Annotated in this window: 13 protein-coding genes; 3 read left to right on the top strand and 10 right to left on the bottom strand. The window is 59.4% G+C overall.

All coding sequences use genetic code 11. The annotated features are described in order from the left end of the window. The first annotated feature begins 123 nt into the window (after positions 1-123). Positions 124-939 (top strand): MBL fold metallo-hydrolase, encoded by an 816-nt coding sequence (locus ACH6CX_RS09845; RefSeq protein ID WP_233005920.1) that lies wholly within the window; start codon positions 124-126, stop codon positions 937-939. A gap of 107 nt (positions 940-1,046) precedes the next feature. Beyond that, complete coding sequence (locus ACH6CX_RS09840) at positions 1,047-1,310, top strand: hypothetical protein (protein ID WP_233005919.1); 264 nt, start codon at positions 1,047-1,049, stop codon at positions 1,308-1,310. A gap of 34 nt (positions 1,311-1,344) precedes the next feature. Here the strand turns inward: ACH6CX_RS09840 and nagX are convergent, their stop codons facing one another. From nagX to ACH6CX_RS09825, 3 genes are all read right to left on the bottom strand, one after another. Beyond that, the gene (gene nagX, locus ACH6CX_RS09835) at positions 1,345-2,442 is read right to left on the bottom strand and encodes a transmembrane glucosamine N-acetyltransferase NagX (RefSeq protein WP_233005918.1); all 1,098 of its coding nucleotides are present in this window, start codon (positions 2,440-2,442) and stop codon (positions 1,345-1,347) included. Positions 2,443-2,565: 123 nt separating this feature from the next. Further along, positions 2,566-3,468 (bottom strand): glycoside hydrolase family 16 protein, encoded by a 903-nt coding sequence (locus tag ACH6CX_RS09830; protein WP_233005917.1) that lies wholly within the window; start codon positions 3,466-3,468, stop codon positions 2,566-2,568. A gap of 275 nt (positions 3,469-3,743) precedes the next feature. Next, positions 3,744-7,103, bottom strand: coding sequence for a chitinase C-terminal domain-containing protein (locus ACH6CX_RS09825; protein WP_396675367.1), 3,360 nt, complete (start codon positions 7,101-7,103; stop codon positions 3,744-3,746). Between the two features lie 629 nt (positions 7,104-7,732). On the opposite strand from ACH6CX_RS09825, the gene ACH6CX_RS09820 reads away from it, so the two are divergent. Continuing rightward, complete coding sequence (locus ACH6CX_RS09820) at positions 7,733-10,210, top strand: TonB-dependent receptor plug domain-containing protein (RefSeq protein WP_396675366.1); 2,478 nt, start codon at positions 7,733-7,735, stop codon at positions 10,208-10,210. 74 nt (positions 10,211-10,284) lie between these two features. On the opposite strand, the gene ACH6CX_RS09815 is transcribed toward ACH6CX_RS09820, so the two are convergent. The 7 genes from ACH6CX_RS09815 to nuoI all read right to left on the bottom strand — a co-directional run bounded on the left by ACH6CX_RS09815 (position 10,285) and on the right by nuoI (position 17,225). Then, complete coding sequence (locus ACH6CX_RS09815) at positions 10,285-10,743, bottom strand: hypothetical protein (protein WP_233005914.1); 459 nt, start codon at positions 10,741-10,743, stop codon at positions 10,285-10,287. A 106-nt stretch (positions 10,744-10,849) separates the two neighbouring features. Further along, positions 10,850-12,379, bottom strand: a complete 1,530-nt coding sequence (locus ACH6CX_RS09810) for an NADH-quinone oxidoreductase subunit N (protein ID WP_233005913.1) — start codon at positions 12,377-12,379, stop codon at positions 10,850-10,852. Then, positions 12,376-13,950 carry an NADH-quinone oxidoreductase subunit M gene (nuoM, locus tag ACH6CX_RS09805; protein WP_237063959.1) on the bottom strand — a complete coding sequence of 525 codons (1,575 nt, stop codon included), beginning with the start codon at positions 13,948-13,950 and terminating at the stop codon, positions 12,376-12,378. The genes ACH6CX_RS09810 and nuoM overlap by 4 nt, the downstream gene beginning before the upstream one ends. Further along, complete coding sequence (gene nuoL, locus ACH6CX_RS09800; protein WP_237063958.1) at positions 13,947-15,782, bottom strand: NADH-quinone oxidoreductase subunit L; 1,836 nt, start codon at positions 15,780-15,782, stop codon at positions 13,947-13,949. The genes nuoM and nuoL overlap by 4 nt, the downstream gene beginning before the upstream one ends. A gap of 2 nt (positions 15,783-15,784) precedes the next feature. After that, the gene (nuoK, locus tag ACH6CX_RS09795) at positions 15,785-16,078 is read right to left on the bottom strand and encodes an NADH-quinone oxidoreductase subunit NuoK (protein ID WP_369413286.1); all 294 of its coding nucleotides are present in this window, start codon (positions 16,076-16,078) and stop codon (positions 15,785-15,787) included. Positions 16,079-16,097: 19 nt separating this feature from the next. Then, a complete protein-coding gene (gene nuoJ / locus ACH6CX_RS09790; protein WP_237063957.1) occupies positions 16,098-16,637 on the bottom strand; it encodes an NADH-quinone oxidoreductase subunit J in 540 nt (179 codons plus the stop codon). A gap of 69 nt (positions 16,638-16,706) precedes the next feature. Beyond that, positions 16,707-17,225, bottom strand: coding sequence for an NADH-quinone oxidoreductase subunit NuoI (gene nuoI, locus ACH6CX_RS09785; RefSeq protein ID WP_396675365.1), 519 nt, complete (start codon positions 17,223-17,225; stop codon positions 16,707-16,709). Positions 17,226-17,258: the final 33 nt, after the last annotated feature.

The following is a 17,258-nucleotide window of genomic DNA, read 5'->3' as shown; positions in this document are numbered from 1 at the left end:
GGGCATGTGTATTGGCGTCCAGAATGGAGGTCGTTGTGCTGGCCTGGCCCCTGATTCATTGGCCCTGTTGGGGCCATCTGGTGCCGGCCGGCAAAAAGACACAGAAGCAGGAAAGGGTGCCCGGTGTCCGTCAGAGAAAGTTTCCGCTATTGCGATCTCGATGCCATTCGCGTGGGGCGTTTCAACCTGGGGGTGAATACCACCTTTGTGGTGTACCGGCTGGGCGGCACGGTGATCGATACCGGCCCCAGTAACCAGTGGCGCCATGTACGGCCCTTTATCCGCCAGCGGCCGCTGGAGCAGCTACTGCTTACCCACCACCATGAGGATCACAGCGGCAATGCCGGTGCGATCCAGCAACTCACCGGCGTGCAGCCGCTGGCCCCGGCAGCAACGGTGGAAATCCTGCAGCGTGGTTTCCGTATCCCGCCAATCCAGAAACTATTCTGGGGCTCGGCGGGTCGGGTACAGGCTCGCCAGCTGCCGGACAATCTCTCCATCAACGGTGAGACGGTAGAAACGTTGTACACGCCGGGTCACGCCCGGGACATGGTCTGTTACCTGTTACCCGAGCGTGGCTGGCTCTTCAGTGCCGACCTCTATATTGCGAATTACCTGAAATTCTTGCGCAGCGACGAGCATATCCCTACTTTGCTGGCCAGTATTCACCATGTCCTGGCGCAGCAGTTCGATGTCATTCTCTGCCCGCATCGCGGCGTGGTGGAAAACGGCAGGCAGCGATTGCGGGAAAAATACCAGTACCTGCTTGACCTGGCCGCGGACGCGCAGCGTTTACAGGCAAAAGGTTTGGCGCTGGATGCCATTACCAGTGAGTTGCTGGGCGAGGAAAGCCTGGTGGGTATCATCAGCCGCTACAATTTCAGCAAGCGCAACCTGGTTGCCTCTGCGCTCGAGGTTGACCTGGACCTTTACCATTGACTGGCAGGTCCGGAAGTGTGAGCGAGCTCCCGTTCAATGGTTGAAATGCCTGTGTCCTCTGTGTTCATCTTGGCCTGTACTCACAAGCAAAAGTCAGGGAGAGGACGATGAAAATACTGGTATCAATGTTTCCAGTTGCCGTTACATCTGTATTGCTGCTGGGCTGCACCGGCACGGTGAAGCCCAGCAACCTGTACGCTTCGACAGAACAGTATCCCCAGAAGGAAAGTTCAGCCTGGTGTGCCGAGCACTACTCATCAGCATCGGTGGGTGCGAACCAGCGGCAGGGGAGGGCAAAGCACTGTGATCCGGAAGCGCGCCAGGCCTACCTGGAGGGACAACGGCAACGCCGCGAGAGACTGGCACCATAACTGCTGTACCACCACCTGTGCCGGGTCTCTCTTATTACGGGCTGATAAAGATGGCCCGTTTGTAGAGCCATCGCAGGACCAGCCACTGCAGCAGGATCACACCAGAGGCGATGACCAGAGTGCCCCATGCCTCTGGCAGCACTCTGGCAATACCACCAAGCAGACCCTCGCTGGTATACCCCCAGTTCACCAGGCTGGTGCCCAGGTAAACCAGGATTGCATTCATACCGATTACGGAAAAAAAGACCGTAAATGCGTGCCACCGTAAAACATCCACCAGCAGGTAAAAGATTGCCAGCAGTAGCAGGCTGCAGCCGACGGTGATGAACACGAAGGAGCCGGTCCAGAGTTCCTTGTTTACCGGGTATATCCAGTGCCAGAGATAGCCTGCCAGCAGCAGGGCAACACCTCCGATGACCAGCCCTTTCAGGATCTGGCGGTGATTACCGGCATGCTTTTTCAGCCAGCGCCCGGCGAAAACACCGGCGAGGGCATTGACCACTGCGGGAATCGTGGACAGCAGGCCCTCCGGGTCATAAGCGCGATTCTGGTAGGTAATGCCGGGCAGGCAGCACTGGTCAATCCATGCATTGATGGAACCTTCCGGGGTCATGGAACCAGAGGTGGCCTGGAGCAGCCAGTAACCCAGTAATATGGCCGCAGCCACAACGTACTGGGTCCGTGGTATACAGTGCCAGGCGATAATGGCGGCAAAAAACCAGGCAAAACCGATCCGGGCCAGCACGCTGGCATAGCGGATTTCTCCCGGATCGGCGGGAATGCCAGTGCCCCAGCCGTGGTTGTAGATAACGCCCAGTATTACCAGCACTAGCAGGCGCTTTAGCGCCTTGCGGTACAGCGGGCGGCGCTCATGCAGTGGAAGCCCTCGCAGGGACTTCCCGGCCAGGCCCAGCGTAACGCCGGACAGGAAGATAAACAGGGGAAAGATCAGGTCATAAAAGGTAAAGCCGTGCCACTGGGAGTGCTTCATCTGGGCATCACCAAAAGCGAACAGCGACCAGCCGGTGATGGCCAGCAGTGGCAGGAACAGGGCCTCGCCACCGATAATCCAGAACATGTCAAATCCGCGCAGGGCATCCACCGAGGCGAGGCGTTGTTTTTTGGTTGTCATGGGTACTGCTTCGAAAGTTACTTCATTTTTCTGTAGGAGCGGCCCATGGCCGCGAATATACCGGAAAATACCAGGTCGAATCTCGCCGCGATGCACTGACCCTACAGGGTGTGATAGAAATTTTTACAGTCCGCAGGGGGAATCCAGCTCCGGTGTCCATGGCGGTACGGTATCCCGGTAGGCGACCTGCTGTGAGCGCATCTCGCCCACTGCCTGTTCCACTTCTGCCGGGCTCAGGACCCGGTCGGCGATATGGTAGACCCAGTCCACGTCCTGCTGGTAAACCCGCCATTCGCTGGAATCGATCAGGCCTTCCTGGGTGAACCAGAGATTGAAATTGACCGACATGGGTTCTTCCGGGTACACGTGCTCGCTGTGCTCTGCGAATTGCCTGCCGTCGACAAAATAGCGTACGCGCTCATCTGCTACCTGCAACACCAGGGTATGCCAGCCGGCAAAGCTGCCCTGTTTTACCGTGTACTCATTGTCCTTGACGAAGGGATCCAGCTTGAAGGTCTCCCAGCTGGTGGCGAACAGGCCGTGGTCCTCCTCCCCCCAGCCACCGTTGGCCAGGTACTCGAAGTCCATTTCACTGTAGTCGGGGTCCATGGGGGCTTCGAGGGGGCTGATGGTGTAGAAAGTCTCGATAATCTGGTCTCCATCCGGCCCGCTGGTTGGCTCATCACGGAAGAAAACCCTGGCAGCGTAAGTACCCTCGCGGTATTTGCGCTGGTGGCAGAACTGGGTGTGCCGGGTATTCTCGCCGGTGCCATCGGTAAAGGAAGTCATGCGCAGTAATGTGTTGTCGGCGTTGTCGGGATCGGCAAAGAATGAGATTCCGTCGCCGGACCAGCGTGCGCCGTTCACACCCGGGTGACCGCGCTGGGTGCGGAAACGCCATCCGTTTTCGAGCAGGCTGTCTACAGTATCGTAACTAAAGTCGTCGAAAAGAATCCCGGGTTCCCGGGGAGGTTCCGGTGTACACGCAGTCAGCAGGGCTAGTAGTGGAAGATAACGCAGCTTCATCTTTATTTTCTTTCCTTCCATTCTGTTTATCGTTTTATCCAGCTTTCTACCGCGCGTCCCGCGCTCCAGGAACGAGCATCGATCAGCGCAATGAAAAAAGCCCCGGCTGGCCGGGGCAAAGATAGGAGATGAGTCCTATACAACAACCACAGAGAGAATATCAGTCGGCCATTGGGGAAGTTATGTCACAGTTCGCGTCCGCAATACGCCGGGCTCCCCTGTGACCGAACTTCCCACACGGCCCTTTATTGGGGCGGTGAGTCGCCCCCTGCCAATCAGTTCAGGTTACAGAGGTAAGTCCAGCTTCCGTCCGCCGTGCCGGGTTCGGAATTAGTCCACCAGTTTGCCTCGTAAACACTGTCGTTATGAATGATCCGGTCACCGCCATTGGCATGGTCACTGTCCGGCCAATCCGGGTAGGTCACCAGCCCGCTGGTGGCCACACCGGCATCGGCGCAGCTGTCACCGCCACTGCCGCCATCGTCACTACTGCCACCGCTACTGACAGTGCCCAGCGGCAGGTCCGGGTACTCGAAGGCCAGTGCGTAGGTAGTGCCGTTGACCGTCGCGGTGTACGCCTGGGGCCCGGATACCGGCAGGTAATAATTCAGGGTGAGCTCCCAGCTCTCACCATCGGCCAGGCTCTGCCAGCTGGGTAGTGAAAAACGCACACGGTGGAACTCGTTTTCCAGCCCGCCCACATTACCGCCACCGGGGTTCGCGCCGTCCTCGATAACCTCCAGGCCGGCACCACTCTGGTCGGTGATGATGTTGGAGGTTGCCGTGGGCATATCGAACTCGAATACGGTGCCACCTGGGAGGGTTCCGCCCGTGTTGTTGGTGATCACCAGCTGTGGGTTCAGCGGGTAGTTCTGGTCACCCAGCTTGAAGCCGGTGACTTCCATACTGATATCCAGTGCTTCCGCAGGCAGCGGGCGATCGCTGCGCAGTTCCCGGTAGGGAGCCGCGTTGGCAAAGCGGTCGTAGGCGAGGGTGGTGAGGGTGTCGCCCATAAAGTACTCGCCAGTGGCCGCATCCCAGTCATAGTCACCAGCCAGCTCCCAGAACATTATGCCGCCGACACCCTGGTCGATCACATACTGCACCTTGGCTTCCATGGATTCCTCGTCCTCGGTGGAGAGGAATACATCCTTGGTGTCGTTCCACAGCCAGGGTGCCTCGGACACACTGTCATAATTGCGCACGTAGGTGCCCACCAGCGCGTCTGCCGGATTGTTGGCGGGATCCAGGCCGTAGTCGTCGAGGTAACTGCCCTGGATACCGTTTTCCAGGTTCCTGGCATGCCACATGGGGTTGGAGCCGGCGCCCATCTCGTTGCCGTTCTCGTCCAGGTCATGCCAGAGGTTATCGATACCCAGTGCACCGTAACCGCAATCGGCCGCACCACCGGTTCCCTCGGGACATTGCGTCTGGTCGGGCAGTGCCGCTGTGCCGCCCAGGCCATTGTTGCCACCGGTGACACCCTGCCAGCCACGGGTGTAGTAGGGGATACCGATATTGATCCGTCCCGGCGACATGGAGCCGCGGAAGTATTTCACCGCCCAGTCGATATTCAGGTAGCCGATCCCGCCATACTGCGAGGTACTGTATACACTGGCAGCGGCCAGTTCCGGGTCATTGCCGTTATCGAACAGCGCAGAATTGTGGCCCACGTACTCGTTCCAGGCCCCGTGCAGGTCATAGGTCATGATATTGACGTAATCCAGGTACTGGGTGATCGGCATGGTTTCCATACCGCGCAGCAGGTAGCCGGACGAGGGTGAGGCGATAGTCAGCAGGTAGTGGGTGTCATCCTGTTCTCCGGCGATATCCAGCTTCTGCCTGAGTACACGCATCAGCTCCACATAGGATTCCATCAGTGAGCCGCGCAGGGGGTTGGCCACGCCGAAATCCAGCGGGTTGCCGGCGTCGTTCATGGATGTGGGATACTCGTAATCGATATCCACGCCGTCGAAGCCATACTCGCGGATAAACTCCACCGCCGAGTTGGCAAAGGTCTCAATACCGGCGTGGTTGATGGTCCCGTCCGCATTGGTGGTCATGGTATAGAATCCACCGTTGTCGACCCGGTCGCCGAACTCATTGAAATAGCCACCGGTCTCGGCCCAGCCACCGACGGAGATCAGGGTTTTCACCTGCGGGTGCTGCTTCTTGAACTTGCTCAGCAGGTTGAAATGGCCCTGGTAGGCAAACTCCGGATCCATCTCAGCGCCCTCGACACCCGGCCAGGTCATGCCGGTCGCGGGATTGTCCGGGTTGGCTGTGTTGCCCACGGATACCTGGTTATTGTCATCGATGTGGGCGAACGCATAGTTGATATGGGTGATCTTGTCCCATGGGATATCGTCCACCAGGTAGCTGGGCTGGCCATTGGCGCCGTTTCGCCAGCTGGTGAAGTAGCCGATGATCCGGCGCGGGTGATCGGTACCCATGGCTTCGTGGCCGGTTGCGGTGTAAACATCGCAGTAGTCCGGTGCGGTGCCGGGAGTGGTGAAGAGCCCATCGGGTCGGCAGGGATGGTCAGTAACCACCGGCTCGCCGTTGACGGTAATGGAGACCGGGGCGGAATCGGTCCACTGGCCGGCGCTGTCGTATGCCCGGGCATAGACCGACGCGGTGCCGGCAACTGCGGTCCATTCCACGGCGAAGGGAGCGCTGCTGTCCTCGCCCACTTCCTGGCCGGCGACAAAGAACTCCACCCGCGCAACATCGCCCTCGGCGTCACTGGCGGTAGCGGCCAGGCTAACTATCACCCCTTCATCAAACGTACTGCCCGCGGCGGGCGAGTCCAGCGTGACGGTGGGCTTGTAGTCTGCGTCGGTTGCGCTGATGGTGACCGGCGCCGAGTCGCTGGACTGGCCATCATTATCGGTGGCGGTAGCCGTAATGGTGTGGCTGCCGGCAGTGGCGGTCCAGCTGGCGGAGAATGGGGCGCTGGTGTCGCTGCCGATGCTGTTGCCATCGACGAAGAACTCCACGGCACTGACGGAACCATCGCTGTCTGAGGCCGAGGCGGCAATGGTGACGCTGTCGCCGGTGGTAAAGCTGCTGCCATCCAGCGGCTCACTCAGGCTGACTGAGGGCGGTTGCGGGTCGCCGCTCTCGACTGTGATGACGACATCGTCGGTGAGAATGTCCTGCCCGGCATTGTCCTCGATGCGGGCGCTGAGTACCGGCGAGCCTGCCACCGCGGACCAGGTGGTGGAGTAGGGGGCGCTGGTATCCGATGCCACCAGGCTGCCATCCACATAGAACTCCACCACGACCACCTGTTGGTCATCGCTGGCATCCACGGAAATGATAACGCTGTCATTTTCGCTGAAGACAGAACCGGTCGTCGGCGAGGTTATCGAACCCACCGGCAGGGGATCGATGGTGCCGTCACAGGCCCCGAGCAGCGACCATTCCTGGTAGGCGTCAGAGAAGATTTCGGGATCCTGGTTCCGGGTCCACCAGTTGGCCTCGTAGGCATTGCTGTTGTGCTGAACCTGGTCGCCACCCACGTAGGCAGTGGCGGCATCCCAGTCGGGGAGGCTGGAACAGTCCACGGCATGGGCGTGTCCCGCCCCGAGCATGGCTGCGGCGAGGGCGCCGAGCGCGATTGGCTTGTGCATGATTTTCACCTTGAGATCTTATTTTTATTACTTCTTCCAATGAATCACTGGCTGGTCGATGCTGCTGCCGCCGAATGACACCGCTGTCAAAATAACAATCGCAACCGCGAGTGGCAACGATGAATTGTCAGATAACTGCAATAGTCGCGGATTCTGCCGCCTTATGGAGCTTAATGAGAGTTGGGTCACACCCGGGCGGACCAGATTAGGCGCGTTGGTCAATACAATGATCCATTGATGTGCAAGCTGGCCTGGGTAATTGGCCGGGCGCCCTGACCTGGAGCGTGGCGGGTGTTCGGTACAGAGGCCTGGACTCTAGCGAAGCCGGGTGCAGGCAACAGTTGCCGGCCAGCCTCGGAAACTCCATTAGTTGAACCGGGAGGTACACAAGAAACAGGCACTATCGGATGGGTATCCATCGGGTCCCCAAGGAAAGGGATCGGTGACGGAACTGAAAGAGTTGAACCGGGATAAAACCGATGGCAACAGAGAGCAGGGGGCGCTTTCCAGAGGCATATCGGATGTGCGCAACTGTGATGAATTGTCATGCTTTTTGCATTTGCCATTGGCGGACTCTCACGCGATGCGCCGGGGCGCATTGTCCACAATAAAAACTTACGGAAGCTCCTATGAACAAGACCACAAACCTGAGTACCCCTACCCTGCTGGCAGCCGCCATTGCCGCCGCGAGCAGTCCCGTTTTCGCCCAGCAATCGGACACGCGGGTGATGGAAGAGGTGATTACCATCGGTACCCGTGTAGAGGGGCGCACCGCGACCGACTCGGCGGTACCCATCGATATCATCAGTGGCGATGACTTTATGAAGCAGGGTGATTCAGACCTGAATTCGCTGCTCCGCAACGTGGTTCCCTCATACAACGTCAATACCCAGCCCATCAGTGACGCCGCCAGCCTGGTACGCCCGGCCAACCTGCGTGGACTGGCTCCCGACCACACCCTGGTCCTGGTAAACGGCAAACGCCGTCACCGTGCAGCCGTGATCGCCTGGCTGGGCAACGGTGTTTCCGATGGTGCCCAGGGCCCGGATATCTCCCAGATTCCCGCCATTGCCCTGCAGCAGGTAGAAGTACTGCGTGACGGCGCAGCCGCCCAGTACGGCTCGGATGCCATTGCCGGTGTGATCAACTTCGAGCTCAAGGATTCGCCCGATGGGGGCAGCGTCGAGGTCAAGGCGGGCCAGTTCTATGAGGGCGATGGCCGCCAGTATACGGTCTCCGGCAATTACGGTATGCCGTTTACATCCCAGGGTTTTGCCAATGTGAGTTTCGAGTTCGGTGCCCAGGAGGATACCGATCGCAGTGTCCAGCGCGATGACGCCGCGGCCTTGATCGCCGCAGGTAATACGGAGGTGGCAGACCCGGCACAGGTTTGGGGTCGCCCGGAAATCAGCGATGACCTGAAAACCGTAGTCAACATGGGTGTCGAGCTGGGCGGTGGCAAGGAATTCTATGCGTTCGGTAATTATGGCACCAAGACAGTTGACGGCGGCTTCTATTTCCGGAACCCCGAGACCCGTAGCGCGGTCTTCGCCAATGGTGCTGACCCGTTGATCGGTGACCTGGATCCCAGTAACGGCCTGGACAGCTGTGCGGACTTCAGTCATGCGGATGCGCTCTCCAGCGCCGAGTGCTTCTCCTTCCAGGAGATTTTCCCGGGCGGCTTCACCCCGCGTTTTGGCGGTGAAGTGACTGACCTGTCCGGGGTTACCGGCGTGCGCGGTGAACTGGCCAATGGCTGGGCGTACGATGTCAGCGCCGGCCTCGGTTATAACGATGTGGACTTCTTTATCTACAACACGGTAAATGCTTCCCTGGGTCCGCAGACACCGACGGCTTTCAATCCGGGTGCCTATACCCAGCTGGAAAAGAACTTTAACCTGGACTTCGTCAAGGGGTATGACGTGGGCTTCGCCTCCGAGCTGAGTGTGGCCACCGGCCTCGAATGGCGCGATGAGACCTTTGAAATTACCACCGGTGACCAGCCTTCTTATGAAATCGGTCCGCTGGCATCACAGGGCTTCAGTGCTGCATCCAACGGCTTCCCCGGCTTTGGTCCGCTGGCCGGCGGGCAGTGGAGCCGCTCCAACTACGCCACTTATGTTGACCTGGAAGCAGATGTTACCGAGGGCTGGCTGGTGGGCCTGGCGCTGCGGGTCGAGGACTTCGAGGACTTCGGCACCACTACCAACGGCAAGCTGGCGACCAACCTTGATATCACCGACAGCTTTGCCCTGCGCGGTTCCTGGAGCACAGGTTTCCGGGCGCCCACGCCGGGGCAGTCAAACGCGTTCAATGTTTCCACAGAGTTCGACCTGGCCCTGAATGACCTGGTGAACAACGGCACCATCCCCTCCACCAACCCGGTGGCACTGCTGCGTGGTGGTGAGGCGCTGGATCCGGAGAAGTCCACCAACTGGACACTGGGCGCCGTCTTTACGGTCGGGGCCATCGATATCACGGTGGATTACTTCAACATTGAGGTTGAGGACCGCATTGCCCCGTCCCAGTTGTACTCCCTGACTGAGGCAGAAGTGGATAGCCTGGTGGCATCCGGTGTGACCAGTGCAGCCAACCTGCAGAACTTCCGTTTCTTCACCAATGATTTCGATACCACCACCACTGGTGTGGACATTGTCGCGACCTACAGCACTGACATGGTTGGTGACAATACCGATATCAGCCTGGCCTACAACCAGACCCAGACCGAGGTGGACCAGTTCTCTCCTGAAACCATTGATGCAACACGCATCCGTGAACTTGAGGAGGGCCTGCCGGAAAGCCGCTGGACACTGTCTAGCAATACCGCTGTGGGTAGCTGGGGCTTCCTTGCGCGGGTGAGTTCGTATGACGACTGGTTCGATTCCGAGGACGGACAGGTTTACAGTGGCGAGGTGCTGATGGATGCCGAGGTATCCTACGCCTTTACCGACCAGGCTTCCGTCATACTTGGTGCCCAGAACCTGCTTGACCAGTACCCGGAGGAGAACCCCGGTGCAGCAGGTGGCGTTGGCAACCAGTACAGCCAGTTCTCACCGTTCGGGTTTGAGGGTGGTTTCTACTACCTGCGGACACGCTATGAGTTCTGATAGCCATTATTAGCCCGCATATAAAAAACCCGCTGCTTGCAGCGGGTTTTTTGGTTCAGCGGTACCGGGGTTAATTACATATCCCAGAGTGAATTGGTTGCCATGGAGAGTGTGATACGTTCCTTGTCCTGGATCTGCTTCAGGTCTTCAAATACTTCCTTGACCTCTGCAGACTCGATAGCACCGTAAACCGCCTGGTATAGCTCGGAAAAGTAGCGGTCCACTTCGCGCCCCAGGTTGTTGATCTCACGGATATCCGGCGGGTCGCTCAGGTTCAGGCTCCTGACAAAATCCCGGGCAGTTTCCTCATGCGTGTATTGCAGCCAGGTCTTCATCACTTTGTGCTTGGCAACTTCGCCGTAATTGGCCAGGTTCTTTGCCATGCGCTGCTCGTGCTCGAGCATGTGCTTCAGCAGCAGCTGGGTGCGGTTATCTTCGGCTTTCTCCAGCATACTGCGATAGAGGTCGGCCATCTCCAGGTGGAACTTCTCGGCGTCCTTGAGTACTTCGTACGCCTGTTTGAATGTTTTCATAGGCTCGCCTTCGTCAATCTTGGTATTGTTATCGGTTTACGGCAACATCAGGTTGCAGCTGACCCTCCTGGCCTGCCCGTCCCTGAACCTTTCTCCTCATGTACCTTTATAGTGCATTTATCCAGTTGATCAAGAGCTGGGGAAAAATGCCGAACAGAAGCAGTATCGCGGTCAGGGTCCCCACCAGCACTTGTCCTGACACAGCCACCTGGATTGCCCCGGGCTCCAGGTCTCGGGATTCGCTGTCGCGTTGCAACATGGTCAGCAACAGGCGCAGGTAATAGTAGAGGCCGAGCGCACTACCAATGACCACCGCTGCCAGCAGTAGCCACATCTGTCCCTGTACACCGGCGGCAAACACGTAAAATTTCCCAATAAAGCCGATGGTCAGGGGAATTCCGGCCAGTGATAACAGCATCAGGCCAAAGCAGCAGGCAAGCCCGGGAGAGCGCCAGAACAGGCCGCGATAAAATTCGACCTGGAACGGGTCTTCACCTGCGTTACCGATTGGCTGGGGCCCACCCGGGATCGAAGGCTGTGCGGCGTCGGCCACCAGGCTGACCACAGCAAAGGCCCCGGTAGTTGTGAGTACATATGCAACCAGGTAGTAAATAACGGCCTCCTGGCCGAAGGCACTGGCACCGATCAGGAAGGCCACTATCAGGTAGCCGATGTGGGCGATGGACGAGTAGGCAAGCAGCCGTTTTACGTTACCCTGCTGCAAAGCAAGCAGGTTGCCCACCAGCATACTGGCTGCAGCCATCACCGCCAGCATCGTGGACAGGACCGGTAGTGAAAACAGGTCGACCTGGGTGAAAAACCTCAGGGTCAGTGCCACGACGGCGCCCTTGCTGACCGTCGCGATCAGTGTTGTCACCGGCGTGGGCGCACCCTGGTAAACGTCCGGGGTCCAGATATGGAAGGGGACAAGGGACAGCTTGAACGCCACCCCGATCAGCAGCAGGGTCAGCCCGGCAGTCAGTATTCCTGCGCTGGGACCGGTTGACCGCAGAGCCGCTGCCGCGGCACTGAAGTCCAGCGCTCCACTGGCGGCAAATACCAGTGCAATACCAAACAGGCTGAGGGCTGTGGAGAGGGCCGACAGCAACAGGTATTTCATTGCCGATTCCAGTGACAATAGCTGGTCGCGCTGCGGCGACTGGTCGCCCACGACCGTAAATCCCAGCAGCGGATACAGTGCCAGCCCCATCAATTCCAGGGACAGGAACAGGCTGGCGAAATGACTGGCAGTGACCAGGCAGCAGGCGCCCAGTATTACCAGTAACAGCAGGATGTAAAACTCTTCCGGATAACTGCCCACAGCCCGGCTGGCACCGCGCGACTCCAGGTGGTGAAATGCCAGGATTGCCACCGCCAGGGCGGCCATTACCATCAGCACACAGAAGAACAGCGCTGTGTGGTCGACACTGAACAGCCCGGTTGCGGCCACTGTGCCGCTGGTTGGCAGGGCTGCGCCGACCGAGAAGCAGGCCCAGAGTGTTGCCGCCAGTATTGCCAGCGTCGTCACCAGCGCGGCGCGGTGCCCGCGGTGAAAAGAAACCTGCAGCATCAGCAGGACGATACCGGCGGTCAGCACCAGCAGTGGCAGGATGGCGAAGAGTTCCTCTCTGGTCATGGCGTCTCACCTCTGTGCGTGGCGGCAGGCCAGTTGGCGGCGGTAGTGGGGCGGTCGGTACTGTTGCTTGTGACGGCAGCTTCCACCGCGGTGACCGGGGCCAGCGAGCGGGCGATGGCCGGTGCTGCAGTATCGAAGACCGGCTGTGGCCGCAGCCCCAGGAAAACCAGGAAAGCGGCCAAAACCAGCATTGCCAGTGTTTCGCGCAGGTCCAGGTCAACCAGGCCCTTCTGGTCCGCTGCCGTGGTGGTACGGCGCGATTCGCCAAAAAAGGCCCGCTGCATCATTGCCAGCGCATAGAGCGCGGCGCCGACCATGCCCAGGGCCGCGAACGCAGTGATCCAGTGATCCACGCCGAAGCTGCCGAGCAGCACCAGGAACTCGGCAACGAAATTGCCCAGCCCGGGTAGCCCCAGCGATGCCACGGCAAAGAACAGGGCAATGGCGGACAGCCGGGGCAGTTCGGTCCAGAGGCCTCCCATTTGCTCCATATTGCGCGTGTGCAACCGATGTTGCAGTGCACCGACAATCGCGAACAGGGCGGCTGTGCTGAGTCCGTGGGCAACCATCTGCATGACCGCACCCTGGATGGCGACGGTATTCAGCGCGTACAGGCCCAACAGCACAAATCCCATATGGCTCACACTGGAATAGGCTACCAGGCGTTTCATATCCCGTTGGGCGAAAGCCAGTATCGCACCGTAAACAACACTGATGGCACCGATGGCCATGGCGACCGGAGCAAACTGGATCGAGGCGTCTGGGAACAGGGGCAGGGTGAAACGGAGCAACCCGTAAGCCCCGGTTTTCAACAGGATGGCGGCCAGCAGGATACTACCGGCAGTGGGCGCCTGGGTGTGGGCATCGGGCAGCCAGGTGTGCAGCGGAACCGCGGGCAGTTTGACCGCGAAAGCGACAAAGAACCCGAGCATCAGCCACCAGGCACTGACCGGTGACAGCTGCGCATCGAGCAGCTCGAGGTAATTGAAAGTCACCTGGCCACTGGCATTAAAGTGGATATACACCAGTGCGACGATGGCAATCAGCATCAGCAGACTGCTTGCCTGGGTAAAAATAAAGAACTTGATTGCAGCGAAGGTGCGTTCCTCGTGACCCCACACTGCGATCAGCATCAGCATGGGAATCAACATCACTTCCCAGAAAAAGAAAAACAGGAACAGGTCCAGTGCGGTGAAGACTCCGACCACGCCGGCCAGGGTCCACAGGTAATTGAAATAGAAGAAGCCGCGGCGAAAGCGGATATCGCTCCATGTCATCACCAGCCCGAACAGTCCCATGAAGAGGGTCAGCGCCAGCATCAGGAACCCCAGCCCGTCCACCGCCAGGAAGAAGCTGATACCAAACCTGGGGATCCAGGCGACTTCCACGCTCTGCCACCAATGGTGTGCGGAACCCGGCGTGGCGCTGGCCCACAACTGTGCCAGTAGTACCAGGCTGACAACCAGGCTCGCCAGTGTCGCCCAGCGGCTGGCTCCCGGCCGGTATCGCTCTACCAGCCAGGCCGCCACCCCACCGAGAAAAAGTACCGCGATGATTGCTGCGAGAGTCATAGCGCCACCAGGATTGCGAGGAACAGGATGGATCCGCCCACCAGGGAAGCCATATACCAGCGCACCTGGCCATTCTGTGTCTGGCTTGCGAGCAGGTGTAATTGGCGGCTGAGGGACGCCGAGCCGCGGTAGGCGGCATCGACGATGTCATTGCGGTTGATGTTTGCCAGCGTTACCAGCGGTTTTACCAGCAACCGGTCGTAAAGCCAGTCGAACCCCCAGCCGCTGAACAGGAAGCGCTCCACCGGGGTAATGGGCGCTTCCGCACGCTGGCCACGGGAGAACATGGTCCAGGCCACCAGGATACCCAGCAGCGGCATGGCAATGGCGACCGCTTCAATAAGCATCGACGGGTGTCCACCCTCTGCTGTCGGGAAAACATCCTGCAGTGGCGGTGCCAGCAGGCCGCCACCGAGTGCCAGCAGCGCCAGCGCGACCAGTGGTATGCTCATGACGCGGGAATTGGCATCGCCACAATGGGCAGAGGCCCGGCCTTCGTCGCCGAAAAATACCAGGAACAACAGGCGGAAACTGTAAATGCCGGTCACCAGTGCCCCAATAATTCCCGCCAGCCACAGCAGGTTGAAACCGTCGGAGGCCTCCCACGCCTGCAGGAGAATCTGGTCCTTGCTGTAGAAGCCGGAAGTAAATGGCAGTGCAGCGAGGCAAGCGCTGCCGACGGCGAAGCAGGCAAATGTCAGCGGAATTTTCCGGCGCAGCCCGCCCATTGCGGAAATATCCTGTTCGTGATGCAGGCTGAGAATCACCGAGCCGGCAGCGAGGAACAGCAGCGCCTTGAAGAAGGCGTGGGTCATCAGGTGGAAGATGGCCCCGGACCAGGCCCCCACGCCCAGGGCCAGGAACATGTAGCCGATCTGGCTGATGGTGGAGTAGGCCAGGACCCGCTTGATGTCGGTCTGTACCAGTGCACTGAAACCGGCTATCAGCAATGTCAGCGCGCCGACCCAGCCCACCGCCAGCATAGCGGTGTCAGAGACCGCGAACAGGGGATGCATGCGCGCGACCAGGTAAACCCCGGCGGTGACCATGGTGGCGGCATGGATCAACGCACTCACCGGGGTGGGGCCCGCCATGGCATCGGGCAACCAGGTCTGCAGTGGTACCTGCGCCGATTTCCCCACGGCGCCGCCGAGCAGCAGCAGGGCTGCCAGAGTCAGTAGATAGCTATCACCCGCACTTCCGGCAGAGGTATTCAGGCTCGCGATATCCAGGGTGGCGAATTCCCGGAACAAGAGGAAAAGCCCCAGGGCCATTGCGGTATCACCCACGCGGGTAACGACAAATGCCTTGCGCGCTGCCGCGCCATTTTCCGGGTTCCGATACCAGAAGCCAATCAACAGGTAGCTGCACAGGCCCACCCCCTCCCAGCCGAGGTAGAGCAACACCAGGTTGTCCGCCAACACCAGCAGCAACATGGCGCAGACAAACAGGTTCAGGTAGGCGAAATAGCGTCGATAGCCGGCGTCACCTCGCATATAGCCGGCGGAATAAAGATGAATCAGGAAACCGACACCGGTAATCACCAGCAACATGACCTGCGTTAGCCAGTCCACATGGAAGTTAAACCCCAGTGAGAGTCCCCCGGTGGCCATCCAGGTCCACCCGGTTACCTGTATGCTTGCGGCGGGATTGCCGATAAACACCGTAAACAGGAGGGCCAGGGATAGCAGCGCGGCGATTCCCACACTGCCAACGCCAATACTGGCAACGAGCCCCGCGGGCATTTCCTGGCGCACGACCAGCGGAGCCAGTACCAGAACCAGGAAGCCCAGCAGGGGAAACAGCGGGATCAGGCCGACGGTCTCAGTCATGGTTAACCCCGCATCCAGTTAAGCTGGTCGATATCCACCGTGTGCCGGCGACGATAAAGCTGCAACACCAGGGACAGGGCGATGGCGACCTCGGCCGCCGCCAGGGTGATCACGAAGATAAACATGACCTGGCCGTCCGCGATTCCCCAGTGGGCACCGGCGACTACAAATGCCAGCGCCGCAGCGTTGGTGCAGATTTCAATGCACATCAGCATGAACAGGATGTTACGCCGTACCAGCATCCCGGCCAGTCCCAGGCAGAACAGGATGGCAGCCAGTGCCAGGCCGTGATACATGCCGCCCTGTGAGAGCATTTCACTCATCATGGCCCGCCTCCAGGTCTGCGGTGGATTTTTGCCGCGCCAGGTGGAAGGCGCCTACAAGACCTGCCAGCAGCAGCATGGAGGCCAGTTCCACCGCCAGCAGGTAGCGGCTGAACAGTGAAATACCCACCTCCCTGGCACCCACATAGCTGATTTCGGCGGCCCCGCCCCCAGCTGTACTTACACCCTGGCCGCCCAGCATCAGTATCAGCTGTAGCAGTAGCACGCCCGACAGGATGCCGGGTGCCACCCAGCTCCCGGGCTGCAGCCAGGTGTTCTCCTGTTCCACGGCAGCGTCACCCTGGTTGAGCATCATGATGACGAAAACCATCAGCACCATGATTGCCCCGGCGTAGACAATCACCTCCAGCGCCGCCGCCAGTGGCGCGCCCAGCTGGAAAAAAATCACTGCGACGGCGAGGAGGGAAACAATCAGGTGCAGCAGCGCGTGCACAGCATTGCGGCTGAAGATCACCATCGCGGTAGCGATAATGGCAACTGCGGCAGTGAGGTAAAAATAGACTGGATACATGTCTTTTCCCTCGGTTAGGGTTGTTATCTTTATCGGCCTTCCCAACGGGAAGTTCACCGCCAGTGACTGTCAAAGGTTCAGGCTGCGCACATCCACGGGGTCCGCCTCATTGATCGCCTCGCCCTTGTCCTTGCCGGAAATGGACATGCCGGCGACCCGGTAAAAGCTGTAATCATGGTACTTGCCCGGACCGCTGATCAGCAGGTCCTCTTTTTCATACACCATGCTTTGCCGGTCGTACTCGCACATCTCGAAATCCGGTGTGAGCTGGATCGCGTAGGTGGGGCAGGCGTCTTCACAGAGGCCGCACATAATGCAGCGGGAAAAATTGATGCGGAAATATTCCGGTCGCCAGCGCCCGTCTTCATCTTCGGTTTTCTGTAACGATATGCAGTCCGGTGGACAGGCGACGGCGCAGAGGTTGCAAGCGACACAGCGTTCTTCACCATCCGGGTCCCGGGTCAGGACAATGCGCCCGCGATAGCGCGGTGCCAGGTAGGGTTTTTCATCCGGGTACTGGACCGTGGCATTGCGGCTGAACAGGTGACGGAAGACCAGCCACATGCTCCGCAGTTGACTTGCAATCATCGCTCCTGCCTCCTTGCCGCGGCCTGCTCCAGC

It is taken from the genome of Microbulbifer sp. JSM ZJ756, assembly GCF_044383805.1.
In the GTDB taxonomy this organism is placed as follows: Bacteria; Pseudomonadota; Gammaproteobacteria; order Pseudomonadales; family Cellvibrionaceae; genus Microbulbifer; species Microbulbifer zhoushanensis.
This window is presented reverse-complemented; position numbering and strand designations above follow the sequence as displayed.